The 20334-nt window shown below is 71.4% G+C and carries 16 protein-coding genes; 9 read left to right on the top strand and 7 right to left on the bottom strand.

The window, feature by feature from the left end; genetic code table 11:
* The first annotated feature begins 115 nt into the window (after window positions 1-115).
* The 7 genes from OG373_RS40485 (at window position 116) to OG373_RS40515 (ending at window position 11348) form a co-directional block, all read left to right on the top strand.
* Window positions 116-2299 (top strand): condensation domain-containing protein, encoded by a 2184-nt coding sequence (locus tag OG373_RS40485; RefSeq protein WP_405435157.1) that lies wholly within the window; start codon window positions 116-118, stop codon window positions 2297-2299.
* Window positions 2300-2351: 52 nt separating this feature from the next.
* The gene (gene metK / locus OG373_RS40490; RefSeq protein WP_405435156.1) at window positions 2352-3560 is read left to right on the top strand and encodes a methionine adenosyltransferase; all 1209 of its coding nucleotides are present in this window, start codon (window positions 2352-2354) and stop codon (window positions 3558-3560) included.
* Between the two features lie 162 nt (window positions 3561-3722).
* Window positions 3723-4703: a carbohydrate kinase family protein gene (locus OG373_RS40495; RefSeq protein ID WP_405435155.1), complete on the top strand. Its 981-nt coding sequence runs from the start codon at window positions 3723-3725 to the stop codon at window positions 4701-4703.
* Window positions 4700-8176 carry a methionine synthase gene (gene metH / locus OG373_RS40500; RefSeq protein ID WP_405435154.1) on the top strand — a complete coding sequence of 1159 codons (3477 nt, stop codon included), beginning with the start codon at window positions 4700-4702 and terminating at the stop codon, window positions 8174-8176. The genes OG373_RS40495 and metH overlap by 4 nt, the downstream gene beginning before the upstream one ends.
* 27 nt (window positions 8177-8203) lie before the next feature.
* Complete coding sequence (gene metF / locus OG373_RS40505) at window positions 8204-9184, top strand: methylenetetrahydrofolate reductase [NAD(P)H] (protein ID WP_405435153.1); 981 nt, start codon at window positions 8204-8206, stop codon at window positions 9182-9184.
* Between the two features lie 5 nt (window positions 9185-9189).
* On the top strand, window positions 9190-10581 hold the full coding sequence (ahcY, locus tag OG373_RS40510; RefSeq protein WP_405435152.1) for an adenosylhomocysteinase: 1392 nt from the start codon (window positions 9190-9192) through the stop codon (window positions 10579-10581).
* A 143-nt stretch (window positions 10582-10724) separates the two neighbouring features.
* Complete coding sequence (locus OG373_RS40515; protein ID WP_405435151.1) at window positions 10725-11348, top strand: anthrone oxygenase family protein; 624 nt, start codon at window positions 10725-10727, stop codon at window positions 11346-11348.
* A 60-nt stretch (window positions 11349-11408) separates the two neighbouring features.
* Here the strand turns inward: OG373_RS40515 and OG373_RS40520 are convergent, their stop codons facing one another.
* From OG373_RS40520 to OG373_RS40545, 6 genes are all read right to left on the bottom strand, one after another.
* Window positions 11409-11906 carry a DUF1772 domain-containing protein gene (locus OG373_RS40520; RefSeq protein ID WP_405435150.1) on the bottom strand — a complete coding sequence of 166 codons (498 nt, stop codon included), beginning with the start codon at window positions 11904-11906 and terminating at the stop codon, window positions 11409-11411.
* Between the two features lie 277 nt (window positions 11907-12183).
* Entirely contained in the window at window positions 12184-13548 is a 1365-nt protein-coding gene (locus OG373_RS40525; RefSeq protein ID WP_405435149.1) for a carotenoid oxygenase family protein, read from the bottom strand.
* Window positions 13549-13768: 220 nt separating this feature from the next.
* Window positions 13769-15763: an ATP-binding protein gene (locus tag OG373_RS40530; RefSeq protein WP_405435148.1), complete on the bottom strand. Its 1995-nt coding sequence runs from the start codon at window positions 15761-15763 to the stop codon at window positions 13769-13771.
* 41 nt (window positions 15764-15804) lie between these two features.
* On the bottom strand, window positions 15805-16203 hold the full coding sequence (locus tag OG373_RS40535) for a nuclear transport factor 2 family protein (protein ID WP_405435147.1): 399 nt from the start codon (window positions 16201-16203) through the stop codon (window positions 15805-15807).
* A gap of 55 nt (window positions 16204-16258) precedes the next feature.
* Entirely contained in the window at window positions 16259-17479 is a 1221-nt protein-coding gene (locus OG373_RS40540; protein WP_405435146.1) for a cytochrome P450, cyclodipeptide synthase-associated, read from the bottom strand.
* Window positions 17480-17683: 204 nt separating this feature from the next.
* Window positions 17684-18142, bottom strand: a complete 459-nt coding sequence (locus OG373_RS40545) for a hypothetical protein (RefSeq protein WP_405435145.1) — start codon at window positions 18140-18142, stop codon at window positions 17684-17686.
* Between the two features lie 11 nt (window positions 18143-18153).
* Between OG373_RS40545 and OG373_RS40550 the strand changes: the two genes are divergently transcribed.
* Together OG373_RS40550 and OG373_RS40555 are read left to right on the top strand one after the other, a co-directional pair.
* Window positions 18154-18708 (top strand): hypothetical protein, encoded by a 555-nt coding sequence (locus OG373_RS40550; protein ID WP_405435144.1) that lies wholly within the window; start codon window positions 18154-18156, stop codon window positions 18706-18708.
* Between the two features lie 437 nt (window positions 18709-19145).
* Entirely contained in the window at window positions 19146-19550 is a 405-nt protein-coding gene (locus OG373_RS40555) for a transglycosylase SLT domain-containing protein (protein WP_397738215.1), read from the top strand.
* A 220-nt stretch (window positions 19551-19770) separates the two neighbouring features.
* On the opposite strand, the gene OG373_RS40560 is transcribed toward OG373_RS40555, so the two are convergent.
* A complete protein-coding gene (locus OG373_RS40560; protein ID WP_405443890.1) occupies window positions 19771-20133 on the bottom strand; it encodes a hypothetical protein in 363 nt (120 codons plus the stop codon).
* Window positions 20134-20334: the final 201 nt, after the last annotated feature.

A 20334-nucleotide genomic window follows, 5' to 3' on the forward strand; every position in this document is an offset into this window, starting at 1 on the left:
CTCAAGGACGGGCCGAGGACCGGGCGGAAGAATCCTCGACAACAGACCATGTCCGGCCGTGTCCCCCACGAGTCCTGCATGTGTCCGAAACCGAAAGGGAAGAGGAGGGAAGCCGATGGCCGCCACTGTGGCCATGACCGTGGTGCTCACACCCGGCCCTCCGACCTCCCTCGACCTCCACGGCAGCCTCACCCCTGCCGCGCTCACCGCCGCCCTCGCGTCGCTGCCCCCGTGCACCCCGAGGCTGCAGCGGCACACCGACCACCACCACACCCTCACCCTGCCCCCGCCGCCGTTCCCCGCCGGTCGGCTCTGCGACCTGCTCACCGGGTCCACGGCGGCGGGACACGGGCCCCACCCCGCCCGGGAACCCGCCGCCGTCCCCTGCACCCGACACCCCGAATGCGCCCGCCACCACGGCCGCACCCCACACCCCGCATGCACCCCACACCCCGCAGGCACCACCGCGGAGCCGGAAAGACTCCCACCCACCACACCCCTGCAACGCGAGGTACTCCTCGACGCCATGACCCACCCCGGCGCCGGCCTGCACGTGGAACAACTCCACTGGCGCTGGTACGGGCCGCTGGACGCCCGGCGGTTCACCGCCGCCTGGCAGAACCTCCACGACAGCGAGGCAGTGCTGCGCACCGCCCTGGCCGGGCCCGCCGCACCCGGCACCGGCCCGCTCATCGCCGTACACCCGCACGCCGCCCCGCAACTGGAACGCCACCCCCGCGGCAGCGAGGACTGGCACGCACTGCTGCTCAGCGAACGGATGCGGGAATTCGACCTCCACCGGCCCGGCACGGCCCTGCGCATCGCCCTGCTGGAAGAACCCGGCCAGGTGTACCGCATCCTGCTGACCTACCACCAGGCACTGCTCGACGGATGGAGCGCCCGGCTGCTCCGGCGCACCCTGTACCGGGCCTACCTCGCCGACGGCCGGCCCCTCGGCAGCGAACGACGCCCCGACCTCCGCGACCACATGCACTGGCTCGCCCGCCGCAACCAGGCACCCGCCCGCGCCTTCTGGGCCCGCGCCGGCGCCCCCGCGGGCGCCGCCGGCCTCCCCGGCCGACCCGACCCGACCCGCCCCGACCGGCAGCCCGGCGCCGGCCCCCGCCGGCGCGGCCACGGCCGCACCCGCCAACGCCTCACCCCCAACGAGGCACTGCGCCTGCGCCACTGGGCGGCCGACCGGGGCGCGACCGAAAGCACCGCCCTGCACACCGTCTGGGCCCTCCAGCTCCACCGCGCCGCCCCCACCGCCCCCGCGGTCGCCTTCGCCGCCGCCGTCTCCGGCCGCGGCATCCCGCTCCCCGGCGCCGACCGCCTCCCGGGCCCGCTGCGCGGCGCCCTGCCGCTGCACGTCCGCATCGACCCGGCCACCCCCCTGACCCGCCTGCTCACCACCCTGGCCGGCCAGGCCCTCGAAGCGGCCTCCCACGAATGGGTCTCCCCGGGCCAGGCGGCACTGTGGTCCCCGCCGGCCACGAACCACCCCGGCCCCGCCACCACCCACCCGGTCCCCGACTCGCTCATCGCCTTCGAAGCGACACCACCCCCCGCACCCGCCGACGACCCCATCCACACCGAACTCGCCACCGAGGGCATACGGGTCGGCCCCGCCGAAACCATCGCAGCGCACACCGCACGCCCCCTCACCGTCACCGCACACCACGACGCCGACGGCGCCCTCGTCCTGACCTGCGTGTACGACCGGACCCGCATCGCCGACTCCGACGCCGCAGAAACCCTCGCCCAGACCACCCTGCTGCTGCGCGAACTGCCCCACGCCCCCGGCAAAGCCGTCACCACCGTCGCCGACGCCCTGGCCCTGCTCGACGGCAGCCCCGTACCCCGCGTCGCCGCGCCCACCGCCCGCACCCTGCGGATCCTGCGCGCGGCCTCCCGTACCGGCGCCGGCACGATCTGCCTGGTCCCGCCGCCCGACGCACCACCGGGCTGCTACGACGCACTTGCCGCCGCCTACCCCGGCCCGCAGGCCCTGACCACCGTGGCGCCGCCCGCCGACGCGACGACCGTACTCGCGGCGCTCCGCCCCGCCCTCGCCCGCGGCGAACCCCTGCTGCTGGCCGGCTTCTCCGGCGCCGGCTCCCTCGCCTGCGCGGTGGCCGAACGCATCGCCTCGCACGGCTGGCACCCGCCCCTCGTCGCGATCGGCGGCGCCCTCACCACCCAAGGCGAAGGCGGCCCCGGCCCCGACCCGGTCCGGGCCCTCGCCCGAACCCTGGAAACGGCCACGGCGGCAGCCACCACCACCGCCCGGCCCTGACCGCCCCCGCCCCGCCCGACCCGACACCCCGTCCCACACCACCAGGAGTGACATGTCCCGTCGTCTGTTCACCTCGGAATCCGTGACCGAGGGACACCCCGACAAGATCGCCGACCAGATCAGCGACACGATCCTCGACGCGCTGCTCGCCCAGGACCCGACCTCGCGCGTCGCGGTCGAGACACTGATCACCACCGGTCTTGTGCACATCGCGGGCGAGGTGACGACGCAGGCCTACGCACCGATAGCGCAGCTCGTACGCGACAAGATCCTGGAGATCGGCTACGACTCGTCCGTCAAGGGCTTCGACGGCGCCTCCTGCGGCGTGTCCGTCTCCATCGGCGCCCAGTCCCCGGACATCGCCCAGGGCGTCGACACCGCCTACGAGACCCGGGTGGAAGGCGATCAGGACGAGCTCGACAAGCAGGGCGCCGGCGACCAGGGCCTGATGTTCGGCTACGCCACCGACGAGACCCCCGAACTCATGCCCCTGCCCATCCACCTCGCCCACCGGCTCTCCCGCCGGCTCTCCGAGGTCCGCAAGAACGGCACCCTCCCGTACCTGCGCCCCGACGGCAAGACCCAGGTCACCATCGAGTACGACGGCGACAAGGCCGTCCGCCTGGACACCGTCGTCGTCTCCTCCCAGCACGCCTCCGACATCGACCTGGAAGCCCTGCTGGCCCCCGACATCAAGGCCCACGTGGTCGAGCACGTCCTCGCCCGGCTCGCCGACGACGGCATCAAACTGGAGACCGCCGGCTACCGCCTCCTGGTCAACCCGACCGGCCGCTTCGAGATCGGCGGCCCGATGGGCGACGCAGGCCTCACCGGCCGCAAGATCATCATCGACACCTACGGCGGCATGGCCCGCCATGGCGGCGGCGCCTTCTCCGGCAAGGACCCCTCCAAGGTCGACCGTTCCGCCGCCTACGCCATGCGCTGGGTCGCCAAGAACGTGGTCGCCGCCGGCCTCGCCTCCCGCTGCGAGGTCCAGGTCGCGTACGCCATCGGCAAGGCCGAGCCCGTCGGCCTGTTCGTCGAGACCTTCGGCACCGAGAAGACCGACATCACCCGGATCGAGGACGCCATCGCCGAGGTCTTCGACCTCCGCCCGGCCGCCATCATCCGCGACCTCGACCTGCTGCGCCCGATCTACGCCCAGACCGCCGCCTACGGCCACTTCGGCCGTGAACTGCCGGACTTCACCTGGGAGCGCACCGACCGCGCCGAGCTGCTGAAGGCCGCCGCCGGAGCCTGAACAGCCCCGAGGGGGCCGGGCGGGCGGCGCCGAGCGCCGGCCGGCGCCGCCCGCCCCGCACCCCCACCCGCACACCCCACACTCCACGGCCCATGCCCCCTGCCTGATGTTCCAGCCCAGCACCTCGCCCCGCCGACCACAGACCAGCTCACAGGAGTCCACGTGCGTATCGCGGTGACCGGATCCATCGCCACAGATCACCTCATGGCCTTCCCGGGCCGGTTCGTAGACCAGCTGCTCCCCGACCAGCTGCACCACATCTCCCTGTCCTTCCTCGTCGACACCCTCGAGGTGCGGCGCGGGGGAGTGGCCGCCAACATCGCCTACGGCCTCGGCGGCCTGCGCCTGACCCCCCTCCTCGCGGGCGCCGTCGGCTCCGACTTCGCCGAGTACGAGGTCTGGCTCAAGGAACACGGAGTCGACACCGGCGCGGTGCACGTCTCCGCCCGGCACCAGACCGCCCGCTTCATGTGCATGACCGACCAGGACTCCAACCAGATCGCCTCCTTCTACGCGGGCGCGATGGCCGAGTCCGCCCGCATCGACCTGCACGCCCTGCACGCCCGCACCCCCCTCGACCTGATCCTCGTCTCGCCCAACGACCCCGGCGCGATGGTCCGCCACACCGAACAGGCCCGGGAACTGGGCATCGACTTCGCCGCCGACCCCTCGCAGCAGCTCGCCCGCCTCACCGGCCCCGAAGTACGCACCCTCGTCACCGGGGCACGCTGGCTCTTCACCAACGAGTACGAGTCCGCGCTGCTGCGCGAACGCGCCGAATGGAGCCACGAGGAGGTCCTCGACCGCGTCGGCACCTGGATCACCACCCTCGGCGCGCAGGGCGTCCGCATCGACACCAAGGGCGCGCCCACCCTCACCGTCCCCGCCGTCCCCGACGTCCGCGCCGAGGACCCCACCGGCGTCGGAGACGCCTTCCGCTCCGGCTTCCTGGCCGCCGTCGGCTGGGGACTGCCGCTGGAGACCGCCGCCCAGCTCGGCTGCGCGATGTCCGCACTGGTCCTCCGGGCCGTGGGCTCGCAGTCCTACGAGGTCGAGCCCGCCCGGCTCCTCGCCACCGTCCGCACGGTGTACGGGGAGCAGGCGGCCGGCCTGCTGGGACCGAAGCTGGAGCAGCCGGCATGACGACACACGCGCCGAACGCGCAGGAACGGGTGACCGCCCTCCGGGAGGCGCTCGCGACCCGTGTGGTCGTCGCCGACGGGGCCATGGGGACGATGCTCCAGGCGCAGGACCCCAGCATGGAGGACTTCCAGCAGCTGGAGGGCTGCAACGAGGTTCTGAACGTGACCCGCCCCGACATCGTGCGTTCGGTGCACGAGGCGTATTTCTCGGTGGGTGTGGACTGCGTCGAGACGAACACCTTCGGTACGAACTATGCGGCGCTGGCCGAGTACGACATCGCCGAACGCAATTTCGAGCTGTCGGAGGCGGGTGCGCGGATCGCGCGTGAGGTCGCGGACGAGTTCACTGCCAGGACGGGGCAGCAGCGGTGGGTGCTGGGGTCGATGGGCCCGGGTACGAAGCTGCCGACGCTGGGCCACATCACCTACGGCCGGATCCGTGACGCCTACCAGATCAATGCCGAGGGTCTGATCTCCGGCGGCGCGGACGCGCTGCTCGTGGAGACCACCCAGGACCTCCTGCAGACGAAGTCCTCCATCATCGGTGCGCGGCGGGCGATGGAGGCGCTGGGCGTCAGCGTTCCGCTGATCTGCTCGGTGACCGTGGAGACCACCGGCACGATGCTCCTCGGCTCGGAGATCGGCGCCGCCCTGACGGCGCTGGAGCCCCTCGGCATCGACATGATCGGTCTGAACTGCGCCACCGGCCCGGCCGAGATGAGCGAGCACCTGCGCTACCTCGCGCGCAACGCCCGCATCCCGCTCTCCTGCATGCCCAACGCGGGCCTGCCCGTCCTGACGAAGGACGGAGCGCACTACCCCCTCTCCGCGAGCGAGTTGGCGGACGCGCAGGAGACCTTCGTCCGTGACTACGGGCTCTCCCTGGTCGGCGGCTGCTGCGGCACCACCCCCGAGCACCTGCGCCAGGTGGTGGAACGGGTCCGCGGCCTCACCCCGACCGCGCGCGATCCACACCCCGAACCCGGCGCCGCCTCCCTGTACCAGACGGTTCCGTTCCGCCAGGACACCTCGTACATGGCGATCGGTGAGCGGACGAACGCGAACGGGTCGAAGAAGTTCCGTGAGGCGATGCTGGAGGCCCGCTGGGACGACTGTGTGGAGATGGCCCGCGACCAGATCCGCGAGGGCGCGCACATGCTCGACCTGTGCGTGGACTACGTGGGCCGTGACGGCGTTGCCGACATGGCCGAGTTGGCGGGCCGTTTCGCGACGGCGTCGACATTGCCGATCGTGCTCGACTCGACCGAGGTCCCGGTGATCCGGGCAGGTCTGGAGAAGCTGGGCGGCCGCGCGGTCATCAACTCGGTGAACTACGAGGACGGCGACGGTCCGGAGTCCCGGTTCGCTCTGGTCACCCGGCTCGCGCAGGAGCACGGTGCGGCTCTGATCGCGCTGACCATCGACGAGCAGGGTCAGGCCCGCACGGTCGAGCACAAGGTCGCCATTGCCGAGCGGCTGATCGAGGATCTGACGGGGAACTGGGGGATCCGCGAGTCGGACATCCTCATCGACACCCTGACCTTCACGATCTGCACCGGCCAGGAGGAGTCCCGGGGCGACGGTATCGCCACGATCGAGGCGATCCGTGAGCTGAAGCGCCGCCACCCGGACGTGCAGACGACCCTGGGTCTCTCCAACATCTCCTTCGGTCTGAACCCGGCCGCCCGTGTGCTGCTGAACTCCGTGTTCCTGGACGAGTGCGTCAAGGCCGGTCTGGACTCGGCGATCGTCCACGCGAGCAAGATCCTGCCGATCGCCCGGTTCGACGACGAGCAGGTCACCACCGCGCTGGATCTGATCTACGACCGGCGCGAGGGCGACTACGACCCGCTGCAGAAGCTGATGGCGCTCTTCGAGGGCGTCAACACCAAGTCGCTGAAGGCCGGTAGGGCGGAGGAGCTGCTGGCGCTGCCGCTGGACGAGCGGCTCCAGCGGCGGATCATCGACGGCGAGAAGAACGGCCTGGAGGCCGACCTCGACGAGGCCCTGCAGACCCGGCCGGCCCTGGACATCGTCAACGACACCCTGCTGGAGGGCATGAAGGTCGTCGGCGAACTGTTCGGCTCCGGCCAGATGCAGCTCCCCTTCGTCCTCCAGTCCGCCGAGGTCATGAAGACCGCCGTCGCCCACCTCGAACCCCACATGGAGAAGACCGACGACGACGGCAAGGGCACCATCGTCCTGGCCACGGTCCGCGGTGACGTCCACGACATCGGCAAGAACCTCGTCGACATCATCCTCACCAACAACGGCTACAACGTCGTCAACATCGGCATCAAGCAGCCGGTCTCCGCGATCCTGGAGGCCGCACAGGAACACAGGGCCGACGTCATCGGCATGTCCGGCCTGCTGGTGAAGTCAACGGTGATCATGAAGGAGAACCTGGAGGAGCTGAACCAGCGCAAGCTGGCCGCCGACTACCCGGTCATCCTCGGCGGCGCCGCCCTCACCCGCGCCTACGTCGAACAGGACCTCCACGAGATCTACGAGGGCGAGGTCCGCTACGCCCGCGACGCCTTCGAGGGCCTGCGCCTGATGGACGCACTGATGGGCGTCAAACGCGGCGTTCCCGGGGCCCAACTCCCGCCCCTCAAGCAGCGCCGCGTACCCAAGCGCGACACACCCCTCCTGACGGCGGCGGAACCGGTCGACGCCGGCCGCTCCGACGTCGCCCTCGACAACCCCGTCCCCGCCCCGCCGTTCTGGGGCACCCGCGTCGTCAAGGGCATCCCGCTCAAGGACTACGCCTCCTGGCTCGACGAGACCGCCCTCTTCAAGGGCCAGTGGGGCCTGAAGGACACCGACACCATCGCCACCGACGGCCGCCCCCGGCTCCGCGGCTGGCTCGACAAGCTGCACACCGACGGCCTCCTCGAAGCCGCCGTCGTGCACGGCTACTTCCCCTGCGTCTCCAAGGGCGACGACCTCATCATCCTGGGCGAGAACGGCTCGGAGCGCACCCGCTTCACCTTCCCGCGCCAGCAGCGCGGCCGCCGCCTGTGCCTCGCGGACTTCTTCCGCCCGGAGGAGTCCGGCGAGACCGACGTCGTCGGCCTCCAGGTCGTCACCGTGGGCAGCCGCATCGGCGGGGAGACCGCGCGGCTCTTCGCCGCCGACGCATACCGCGAGTACATGGAACTCCACGGCCTGTCCGTCCAGCTCGCCGAGGCCCTCGCCGAGTACTGGCACGCCCGCGTCCGCGCCGACCTCGGTATCGGCGGCTCCGACCCGCAGTCCATGGCCGGCATGTTCCGCACCGAGTACCAGGGATGCCGCTACTCACTGGGCTACCCGGCCTGCCCCGACCTGGAGGACCGCGCCAAGATCGCCGACCTCCTGGAGCCGGAACGCATCGGCGTCCGGCTCTCCGAGGAGTTCCAGCTCCACCCCGAGCAGTCCACCGACGCCATCGTCATCCACCACCCCGAAGCCAACTACTTCAACGCGCGCTGACCCCCACCAGCCGGAAAGGAGTCCGACATGCCGGCTGCCCCGGCCGCCACCGCCGAACGCCCCCGCACGTCCCGCGCCCCCACCCCCACCCCCCAACGCACCCCCGCCCCGCTCGGCGTCCGTGAACTGCTGGCCCAGGGCCGGCGGACCTTCTCCTTCGAGTTCTTCCCCCCGAAGACGGACGCCGGGGAGCGCACCCTGTGGGCGGCCGTCCGCCGCATCGAGGCCCTCGCCCCGTCCTTCGTCTCCGTCACCTACGGCGCCGGCGGCTCCTCCCGCAGCCGCACCGTCGAGGTCACCAAGCGCATCGCCGCCGAGACCACCCTGCGCCCGGTCGCGCACCTGACCGCGGTCGGGCACTCGGTCGCCGAACTGCGCCACATCATCGGCCAGTACGCCGACGCCGGTATCCGCGACATCCTCGCCCTGCGCGGTGACCCGCCCGGCGATCCGAAGGGGGAGTGGACGCGCCATGCGGACGGCCTGACCCACGCCCACGAACTGGTCTCGCTCATCCGCCGGCTGGGCGACTTCACCGTGGGCGTGGCGGCGTTCCCCGAGCGTCATCCCCGCTCGCCCTCCTGGACCGAGGACATCCGCCACTTCGCCGCCAAGTGTCACGCCGGCGCCGACTACGCCATCACCCAGATGTTCTTCCACGCCGAGGACTACCTGCGGCTGCGGGACCGGCTCCTCGCCGTCGGCTGCCTGACCCCGATCATCCCCGAGATCATGCCGGCGACCGATTTCCGCCAGATCCGGCGCTTCGCCGAGCTCAGCGACGCCCGCTTCCCCGACGCCCTCGCCCAGCGGCTCGAAGCCGCCAAGGACGATCCGGCGGCCGGCCACCGCATCGGTGTCGAGTACGCGACCGCCATGTCCGAGCGCCTCCTCGCCGAGGGCGCACCCGGCCTGCACTACATCACCCTCAACAAGTCCACCGCGACTCTAGAGATCCATCAGAACCTGAACGTCAGCCACGACCCAGCCACCACCATCACGGAGTAGAACCCATGGACTTCAAGGTCGCAGACCTTTCTCTCGCCGAGTTCGGCCGCAAGGAGATCACCCTGGCCGAGCACGAGATGCCGGGCCTGATGGCGATCCGCGCGGAGTACGCCCGGGCGCAGCCGCTGGCCGGCGCCCGTATCACCGGCTCGCTGCACATGACCGTGCAGACGGCCGTGCTCATCGAGACGCTCGTCGCGCTCGGCGCCGAGGTCCGCTGGGTGTCCTGCAACATCTACTCCACCCAGGACCACGCCGCCGCCGCGATAGCCGCCGCCGGCATCCCGGTCTTCGCCTGGAAGGGCGAGACGCTGGAGGAGTACTGGTGGTGCACGGAGCAGGCGCTGACCTGGCCCGGGCACGCGGGACCCAACATGATCCTCGACGACGGCGGCGACGCCACCCTCCTGGTCCACAAGGGCGTCGAGTACCAGAAGGCCGGCCGCGTCCCGGACCCCTCCACCGCCGACAACGAGGAAATGGCCCTGGTCCTGGGCCTGTTGGGCAGGACGAGCATCGACTGGACGGCCCTGGCCGCCGGAATCCGCGGTGTGACGGAGGAGACCACGACCGGTGTCCACCGTCTGTACGAGATGATGTCCGAGGGCAGCCTGCTGTTCCCGGCGATCAACGTGAACGACGCCGTGACGAAGTCGAAGTTCGACAACAAGTACGGCTGCCGTCACTCGCTGATCGACGGCATCAACCGTGCCACCGATGTCCTGATCGGCGGCAAGGTCGCGGTCGTCTTCGGTTACGGCGACGTCGGCAAGGGCTGTGCGGAGTCGCTGCGCGGCCAGGGCGCGCGGGTCATCGTCACCGAGATCGACCCGATCTGCGCGCTGCAGGCGGCGATGGACGGCTACCAGGTCGCCACCCTCGACGATGTCGTGGAGACGGCCGACATCTTCATCACCACGACCGGCAACAAGGACATCATCATGGCCTCGGACATGGCCAGGATGAAGCACCAGGCGATCGTCGGGAACATCGGTCACTTCGACAACGAGATCGACATGGCCGGTCTCGCGAAGATCGAGGGCATCGTCAAGGACGAGGTCAAGCCGCAGGTCCACACGTGGAAGTTCCCCGACGGCAAGGTCCTGATCGTGCTCTCCGAGGGCCGTCTGCTGAACCTGGGCAACGCCACCGGTCACCCGTCCTTCGTGATGTCGAACTCCTTCGCGGACCAGACGCTGGCCCAGATCGAGCTGTTCACCAAGCCGCAGGAGTACCCGACCGAGGTCTACGTGCTGCCCAAGCACCTCGACGAGAAGGTCGCCCGTCTCCACCTCGACGCCCTCGGCGTCCGCCTGACCACGCTCCGCCCGGAGCAGGCCGCCTACATCGGCGTCAAGGTCGAGGGCCCGTACAAGCCGGACCACTACCGCTACTGACCGAACAGTTCACGCCACCGGCTCTCGAGCACCGCTCGAGAGCCGGTGGAAACCCCATGGCCGGGCACCCCGGGGAATGCCACGATCAAAATGTCCGTGCCGAGGGCGAGCACAACTCCCACCACCGCAGATGAGGATGTCCCATGAACCCCAATCCGGCCGGTAGCCCCCAGCAGCCCCCCGCCGGCGGCCCGAGTCCCTACGCGGCCCCGCCCGGCGCCTGGGCCCAGCCCGGACCGCCGGCCCCGGCGCCGCAGGCCGCCGAACGAGGCAAGGTGGCCACCGTCCTCCTCCTGGTCTCCACCGTCCTCGTCGGCCTGATGGCAGGACTCTTCTTCGCCTTCGACGTCTCGGTGATGCCGGGTCTGGCGGCGGGCGACGAGCGCACCTACGTCACGGCGATGCAGAACTTCAACGCCGCGATCGACGGCAACGGGCTCTTCGGCATGGTGTTCGTCCTCGCCCTGCTGGTCGCCGCCGCCTCCGCGATCGTCGAGTTCCGGGCCGGCCGCCGCAACGTCGCCGTCTGGGTCGCCGTCGCCACCGTGGCCTACTTCGTCGTCCTGATGATCACCTTCTCCGTGAACATCCCCCTCAACAACGAACTCGCCGACGCGGGCGACGCCGCGAAGCTGACCGACTTCTCCATCGTCGAGAAGTTCAAGAGCACCTGGGTCTCCACCAACATCATCCGCACCCTGCTGTGCACGGTGGCCCTCACGGCCCTCTCCCGCGCCCTGGTCCTCTACGGGCGCGCCACCCGCTGAATCCGAGCGCCACGAACGGGAGTCCCGCGGCAGCCCCGGCCGCAGGACTCCCGTTCGTCGTCAGCCGGTCTGCCCGTGCAGGTACAGGGCCCAGGCCAGGAAGCCGACCGCGGCCGTGCACAGCAGCGTCCGCCAGACATTGGCCCGCGCCCACGGCCCCTCGAAAGCGCGGCGCACCGCGGCCGGGTCACCGATACGGGCGACCGGACCGGCCTTCTCCAGCGCGTTGTTCAACGGGATGTTCACCTTGTTGGTGAGCCCCATCGACAGGATGTAGCAGACCAGGGCCGCGATCAGCGCCGGCAGCACGTCACGGCCGTCCGAGGGAATGTGCAACGCCAGCGCCAGCGCGGTGAACAGGAATGCGCCGATGTAGCCCAGCACGAACCAGCCGTTGAGGATGGCCTTGTTGATGTGCTGCATGACCTCGATGACCGTCCGGTCGTCCGTGCGCTTCAACCCCGGCATCACGGACACGGAGAAGCCGTAGAACAGGCCACTGACCAACCCCATCGTGACCGTGGCGGCGATGAGCGAGGCCAGGCGTGCGGTCTCCATCGTGTGTCCCCCTGCTCGCCCGTCCACGGAGCTTCTCGGTCATCGATTCTTCGGGAACGGGTCATCGAATCGTCAAGTCATGGCGACTATACGGGCGAGGGTGGCCCGCGTCGCGGGGGAATCGAGCGACCTTCCAGCAAGTCTTGAGCGACGCGGGGAGCCGGAGCCGCGAGATGCTCGCGGCTCCGGCGGCCGGCCCGGGGCAGGGGGGCTCCGCGGGCCGGCGGGGGGTGGACGCACGCACCCGGGGCCAGCCGGGGCGCGTCCACGATCGGGGTCAGCCCGCGGAAGCCTCCAGCCGGCTGTCGGGGATCCACGAGCCGTGCAGGCCGGCGGCCACCCGGTGCGGCAGGTGCACGGTGGCGACCCGCTCCAGACCGGAGGCGTCCAGCACCAGCAGCTGCGAGGAATCCTGCTTGAGGTCCGAGACGACCGTCAGCAGATAACCCTCGTCCTCGCCCGTCGCGCCGGCGGCGGGCACGAACACGGCCTCGCTCGGCATCCGGGCGTCGCCCACCCGGTGGATACGGCGGGCACCGGTGGTGCGGTCGTACTTGACCACTCCGTAGCCGCCCAGACCGTTCTCGTCGGGGAACGAAATGGCGTACTGGTAGCGGTTCTCGGCGCCCAGGTACTCCTCGTTCAGCGTCGGGAACTCCACCGGCAGATCGTCGATGATCTGCTCGTCGACCGTACCGGCCGCCATGTCCAGCACCCAGCGGCGGGTGTAGGAGCGGGAGACGGGCTCACTGCCCCGCCCCGGCGCACCGACCCACCAGTTCCACGACAGCCGGAACCCCTCGCGGTCCACGGTGGGACCCTCCAGGACGATCCGGCCCTGCCCGTCCTCGTAGGCGTTGGACACGTGCAGCATGTTCCCCGGCTCGATGGAGAACCAGCGCACCCGCCCGGCGCCGTCCTCCCCGCGCGGCATCACCCCGATACGGGAGGGCTGCTGGTCGTTCCAGCTGTAGGGGATGCCCGAGGCCTCCGCATGGTCGAAGGTGACGTTCCCCTCGACGAACACCACATGGCGGCGGGTGAGCGCGAAGTCGTGCTTGAGCGCGGCGGTCGCCCCCGGCACCTCGGCGTCGTGAACGATGTGGCCCTTGGCATCGGACACGTAGTACGTCAGGAACGGCGGGAACGGCGAGGACCCGAAGAAGTGGAGCTCCCCGGTCACCGGGTCCTCCTTGGGGTGCGCGGTCATCGCACTGCGCAGCTTGCCCTCGAAGTCGTAGGCGCCGACCGTCTCCAGCTCCTCGGTCATCTCGAACGGCAGGTTCGCCTCGCACAGCGCCAGCAGACGCCCCGCGTGCTCGATGATGTGGGTACCGGCGGCGCTGGCCGTCAGATCGGGCCCGCGCTCGGTCATGTACGGGGCGCCGTGCAGGGCCGGGGTCCGCACCCAGCGGTTGCGGTACCACTCGGCGCGCCCGTCACGCAGCCGGATGCCGTGCACCATGCCACTGCCCTTGAACCAGTGGGTGGGGGTGACGCCGGGCTTGGGGTTGTGCCCGTTGCGCAGCAACCGGCCGTTCAGCTCCGGCGGCAGGGTGCCCTCGACGATGAGACCGGTGGCGGTGACCTCCTCGGCGACGGGCGTGAAGTGGCCGGTCAGGTACGGCTTCGAAGTCGTCATGGCGGAAATCCCTCTCATTGATGTGATGCAACGTCAGGCAGACGCGGGACCCCCCCCCGCACCGCACGCGCCGCGCCCGCGCATGCGGTGCGGTCCCTCCGCGTGCATGCCTGCAACGTTCATGGACACAGACTCGGCGCGGACGCTGTCCACTCTCCAGACCCGACAGCGCCGCGCACTGTCCACTGCTGTCCGCACCTGTCCACACGCACATCAACCCCTACCGCGGGTCGTGCAACTCCCGCTCCCACAACGCCTCGCACAGCAGATCCAGGCCCTGCCGCAGATGACGACGGTAGGTGCCGTACGGCAGCCCCAGCCGGCGCGCGGCCGCCTCCTGCGTCGGCGCCCCCGAGAGATAGCCCGCCGTCAGCGCGTCACGGGCCCGCACCCCCCGCGGATCCTGCACCAGATCGTCCACCGCCGCGCGCAGCAGCGCACGCAACTCCCCGACCGGCTCACCCAGATCGGCCGCCAGCCGGGTACGCAGCAGCGCACAGGCCGCGAACGCGTCCGCGTCCCGCCAGTGCGCCAGCGCCTCGCGCACCGCCTGGTCGAACGCCGTACGCGAGACCGGCGACGGCCCCGCCGGGGCAGCCGGCATTTCGGTGGCCGATATGAAGTTCATCAGCCACGACTCCACCGGCAGCCGGCGCCAGTCGACACCGAACACGCCATAGGTGTACTCACCCACCCGCGGCCGCGCCCCCGTGTCCTGCAGGGTGCCCCGCACGCGCTCGGCCCACGTCTCGGCGTCCTGGAACACCGCGAACCCGTACGCCCGCCCGCGCGCCCGGGCCGCCTCCGCCTGGGCCCGGGAACTGCTCAGGTCGATCACCCGCGAAGGAACCTGGTACTGCTCGGGATAGACCGAGAAGCGGCTGACACCGATGTGCTCACCGGGGCTCACCGGGGCGTTGGCCTCCGTGTACCGCCACGCGGCGGCCACCACGGGATCGGTGGCCAGGTCCTGGGCGTCGGGCGGGGACGGCAGGACCAGCCGCGCCGTGAACGCCACGATCCGGCCCGTGCTCACCAGCCGGTAGACGCTGAAGGCCTGCGGCTGGCGCTCGGCCCAGTAGCGGACCAGCTCCGCGGAGGCGGGCCCCTCCGTCTCGGTGGCCATCCGCAGGACGACATCGATGTCGTCCGGGTGCAGGGGACGGTCGTGGACCTCGTCCTCGCGGGACCAGGACCGCAGCCGGGCCAGCGTCGGACCCTCCCGGAACAGGTAGAACAGATCGTCGGTGACGGTCCACACCCGCTCCTCGGGCGCCTCGCGCAGAATGCGCAGGTACTCGTCCGCCAGGCGCTGTCGCATCGCCTCGAAGGCGTTGGGCGCCCGCCACCGCAGGTCGGCGGCGAGCGTCTCGCGCGCCGCGTCGTGCGGATGGAGCCCCCGCAGGGTGGACTCCATGAACGGCAGGTCCCGCAGCCAGGAGAACAGGGGATGGGCGTCCTCCCCGGGCAGCACCGCGGCCAGCAGCTCCTCCGACGTCGAGTGGGCCTGCGCCGCCACCTCCAGGGCACGGCGGTGGGCCGCCGTGGGCACCTCCCCGATCAGCCCCGCCAGCAGTGTGCGCAGCACGTCCGCGGTGGGCGCCCAGATCTCCTCCCGGCCGCAGCCCGCCGATCCGGTCGCGGCCGCCAGCGACAGCGCCAGCGGGTTGCCCCCGGCGAAACGCAGCACCCGGTCCCGTAGCTCGGGCCGGATCTGCGCCGCCACCAGCAGGCTGCGGGCCTGCTCCGAGGAGAACGGCCCCAGTTCGCTCACGTGCAGGAGCCCGGACCAGGCGGGATCGGCGGCCCACTGCGGCTGCGGAGCGCGCCGGCCGCCCAGCACGACCAGGGCGTCGTCCGCGGCCCGCGGCAGGAAGTGGTGCCACAGCCAGCTCTCCAGCCACTGGCAGTGCTCGAAGGAGTCCACGAACAGGACCGTCCCCGGCACGTCCAGGAACGGCCCGGCGGCGCGCTCGAAATCGGCCGGGTCCCGGCTGACGAACCGGCCGTCGAGTTCGACGAGCAGCCGCCCGGCCGCCCGCGCGTGGTCCGCGAGCCGCCGCAGCAGCGTCGACTTCCCGATACCGCCCGGCCCGTACACGTAGAACGCGAACGGCGCCTGCGGATCACCGGCCAGGGCCTCCCCGAACCGCCCGAGTTCCTCGTCGCGGCCGACGAAGGCCTGCACGCGCGCCCTGCTCAGTCTTTCCCCCACGGACCCCATGGCGGCTCCCCTGTCCCTCGTTGCGGAACGTGTCACTTGACCAGTCCGATATTCGCGTCGTCGGCCTCGCCGGTGATCAGCAGAGTGGTCTCCTCAACGCGCTCGAAACGGCCGTCGGGGGCCATCCGGGCGAAGAGGTAGACCTCGGTGCGCGAGATGTGGCCGTCCTGATGGGTGAGGGTGACGGTGTGCCGGTCGGCGTAGGAGAGCCCGTCGCGCAGTTCGTCCTGGACCTCGACCCGTCCGCTGCGGATCAGGGAGCGCAGGCGCGTCATGTGCTGGGCGAAGGAAGTCCGGTCGCTCCACACACCGTTGGTGCGCTGGCGGTAGTCGGGGGCGAAGTGCCGGTCGATGGCCTCGGTGAGGTCCAGACCCGGGGTGAACAGCAGGTCGTTGATGGCGCGGCTGATGTCGGTGGAAGTCATCGTCATGTCCTGAACGGAGTGGGGGGGTGTACGGGGTGCGGGGCGCGTGGGCGCCGCGGTCTCAGCGGACGGGAGTGAAGTCCAGCGACAGCGAGAGCGGCCCGCGGGTGTAGAGACCGGCCTCCCGGTAGCGGAAACCGGGGCTGTAGCGCACCTCGTCGAACAGGGGCAGGAGCATGGCGGCCACCGTCTCGATCTCGGCGCGCGCGAAGGCCGTACCGACGCACTGGTGGAGGCCGCTGCCGAAGGACAGGTGCTCGGCGGCCGCGGTGAAGGAGCGGGCGGTGCCCAGGTCTGCGCGGTGGATGTCGAAGGTGTCCGGGTCGGTGAACGCGTCGGGGTCGCGGTTGGCCGCCCCGATCATGCAGAAGACGGTGGCCCCGGCCGGGACGACGGTGCCCGCGAAGACGGCGTCGTGCTCCGCCTGGCGGGGGATGAGCTGCACCGGCGGGGTGCAGCGCAGCGTCTCGGCGATCGCGGAGCCCAGCAGCTGCGGGTCGCGGCGGACCTGCGCCAGCTGCTCGGGATGGTCGATCAGGTGCTTGAAGAGCAGGGCGAGCGTCTTGTCGGCGGGCTCTGCCGAGGCCAACAGCACATTGATGACCAGGGCGGTGACATCGCGCTTGCTCATGGCCGCGCCGCCGAATTCGGTGCTGCACAGCGCCGATATCAGGTCCTCGCCGGGACGGCGGCGACGCTCCTCGATGATCGGCGCGAGATACGCCTCCAACTGCTCGGCGCAGTCCAGGCAGTGCCGGCGACGCTCGGGTGTGAGGGTCAGGCTGGTGATGAACTCGGTGACCCCGCTGTACCAGGCCGCCACCTGTGGCCAGTCCTTCCTCTCCAGGCCGAGGACGTCGAGCGTCACCTGCACGGCGAAGGGCTTGCCGAAGTCGTTGACCAGGTCCATCCGCCCCGCGGGGAGGAAAGGAGCCATCAGCTCGGCGGCGTTGGCGCGGATGGCGTGCACCTGTCTCTCCAGGGCCCGGCCGGTGAAGGACCGTACGACGACCGCCCGCTTGGCGGTGTGCTCGGCTCCCGCCATCTGGGCCAGGACCGGCCCGCGCATCACCGGCTCCGCGCGCACCTGGAACGTCTCGGTCGTGAAGGCATCATGGTCGGTCAGGACCCTCTTCACGTCCTCGTGGCGGGAGAGGAAGTAGCTGTCGATCCCCGGCTCGTAGTGCACCGGAAGCTGCTCCCTCAGCTGTGCGAAGTAGCGGTAGGGGTCAGCGGCGAAGTCCTCGGACAGGACGCTGAACGGGGCATGGGGCACGTGCATGGTGGAACCTTTCGAAAGACGCTGTGCGTGGAAGCAGCCACCACGCGCCTCGTGCGGTCGCGAGAACGGCAGGCAGCCCCAACCGGGCTGCTAGACGTGCGAACGACCGTTCGGGTTGCTCTGGTTGGCCATCACTTGACCGTTCGGCGGCACGCCACGACAAGCCCGCGGCTCCACGTGGCCGGCGCCGCACAGCGGGTGAAGTCAGAGCTTCCCCGCGACCGTACGGACCCGGTGACCGAGGACCCGGCCGAACCCGGCGACGAACTCCGGGCGGAGCCGGGCCGCGTTCCGGATCTCGAAACCGAGATGGGCAAGAGCGAACCGGTCGTCCTCCCACGCCCACTCGGGCAGCGCCTCCGAACGGCCGCACCCCGGGCACCGCAGCGGGGCGGCGCCCGTCCGGTACCAGGCATCCAGCGCCTCGGGCCACGGCGCGGCGGCGGCCGGCGCCGCGCCGTGCGGGCACAGGGGGGAGCCGTCCGAACCGAGGGAGCCCCAGAAGACGGTGCGGCCGGTGCGGACGGCGAGCCCGTCGCAGGAGCCCCGCACCGGCCACTGCGTGACGTCGCCCCACCGCGGCCCCGGCGAGTACACCGGCCTGCCGAGCACCTCGTACCGCTGCTCGGGGCACACGATCCCCTCGGCGACCAGCCACGCCACCACCCCAGGGCGTGCGCGGCCTCTCGCCGCTCCTGGCGGGCACGGTGTTCCTGGCCCCGGCCCTGATGGTGGCCCTCAGCGGGCCGCTCGGCGCGCGGCTGGGCCGGCACATGCGGCCGACCGCGGTGATGGCGCTCGCCGGGGCCGTCGCCGGTACGGGGATGTACGCCCTGGCCGGGGTCGGCACGTGGTGGCTGTACGTGCCGGTGTTCGCGTGGTGCGGCCTGGGCCTCGGGCTGGGCTGGACCTTCTCCGGCGTGGCGACCCAGCAGGTCGTCGCACCGGCCCGGGCGGGGGAGGCGTCGGGCGTGCTGCTGACGTTCCTGGTCACCCTCGGTGCGATCGCCCTGGCCGGGACGGCGGCGGCGATCTCCGCGATGACCCCGCAGCGGCCGCCCGAGGAGGCCTACGACGTGATCCTGCGGCTGGGCGGGCTGGTCATCGTCGCGACGGCGGTGGTGGTCATGGCCGTACGCCACCGGCTCGTGACGCTCGGCAGGATCCCGCCCCTGTCCATGCGGGCGGGCGACGACACCGCCCGGGAGCCGGGCCGCCGCAGCCCCTGACCTCTTGCGGAGACGGTGTCCTCCGGTGCTCCTCCGGTGCTCCTCCGTGCCCGTTTCCTTCGATCCCGAGGCGATTCCGGCATCCGGCCGCACCTCTCAAAGGTGCACATACGGCGACATTCGGTGAGATTCGGGCGCTCTGGGGGTGAGCCGCCCCATAGGGCCCACGTCACATACGGGCCGGGATAGTAGCTCCCCGGGGCCCCGCCACCGCTGCCCCGGACCGGCTCCCCCCGGGGGCCGCAGGTCCCCGACTCCGAGGCCCCCTAGTAAGAGGGGCCGTTGCCAGGGGGTCGGGGCGTCTGTAGAACTGGATGAGTCGCCGGGCGGCACGGGTGCTTCACCCGCCGCCGACGAACCCCTCTCCAGCGCGTGAGTGGCTCACGCATGCCTCCGGCATGCCGCGACCGCCCTTGTTCCCTGTGGAAGGTCAATCCGTGTCCAACCCCGTCATCCGCCGCATCGCCGCTTCGAAGAAGACCCTCGCGGGTGCCGTCGTCGCCCTCGGTGTCGCCGGTTCCATGCTCGCCACGGTTCCCGCCCAGGCGGCCCCGACGAGCGCCAAGGCGATCGCCCAGCAGATGATCAAGGACCCGGCGCAGTTCGCGGCGTTCAACAACATCGTTTCCCGCGAGAGCGGCTGGAACCACACCGCCATGAACTCCTCCTCCGGCGCCTACGGCCTGGTCCAGGCCCTGCCGGCCTCGAAGATGGCCTCCGCCGGCGCGGACTGGAAGACCAACCCCGCCACCCAGATCAAGTGGGGCCTGGACTACATGAACGACCGCTACGGCAGCCCGGTCGGCGCCTGGAACTTCTGGCAGGCCCACCACTGGTACTGAGCCACCAGCGGACAGCACACGCACGAGAACGCCCGACCGGATCCCCGGCCGGGCGTTCTCGCGTACCCGGCGGATCGTGACGCGCGAACCCGGCCCGATCCGCGCCGCCCGGCCGATCCGGCAGGAACCCGCCGCCGCACGGGCCCTCCCCGCGGCCTGGGCCGTCTCTTCCGGATCCTGCCGGGCGTCGCGGGCCCGGGCAGGATCCGGAAGAGACGGCCTAGCGGCGGCGTCGGCCCGCTCCGCGGTGCAGCGCGAGCCCGGCCAGGGCCGTCGCGGCGACGGCACCGGCCGCCATGAAACCGCCGCGCGAGCGCCAGGACAGTACCGACCAGCGGGACTGCGCGGACAGCACCGAGCCCGTGCTGAGCCAGGAGGCCGCGGACAGTACGGACAGGGACGATCCGATGGAGGCGGCGGAGAGGGCGCAGCCCACGGATCCGACGGACAGCACCGATCCCACCGAGCCGATCGACAGGACCGACCCCACCGAGCCGATGGACAGCACCGAGTCCTTCGACCAGAGCGAGAGGCAGGACCGCTCACCGCACCACCACGAGTCCGCCGGCACATCACGTTCGATCACGGCACCATCCTGACAGCCGGGCGGCAATCCGGGCGGCAATCCGGGCGGCAATCCGGGCCGCCCCGAGCGGTTCCGGGCCGGCCCGGGCAGGCCACGGCGCGTCGATCCCCGCGCCGGACAGGCCCGGGCCACCGTGCCGCGCTGTGCCGAAGTAAGATGGTTGTCGCCAAAAGGCCGTTGCTGACCTGCGGCTTCGGC

It is taken from the genome of Streptomyces avidinii, assembly GCF_045161815.1.
Classification (GTDB): domain Bacteria; phylum Actinomycetota; class Actinomycetes; order Streptomycetales; family Streptomycetaceae; genus Streptomyces; species Streptomyces avidinii.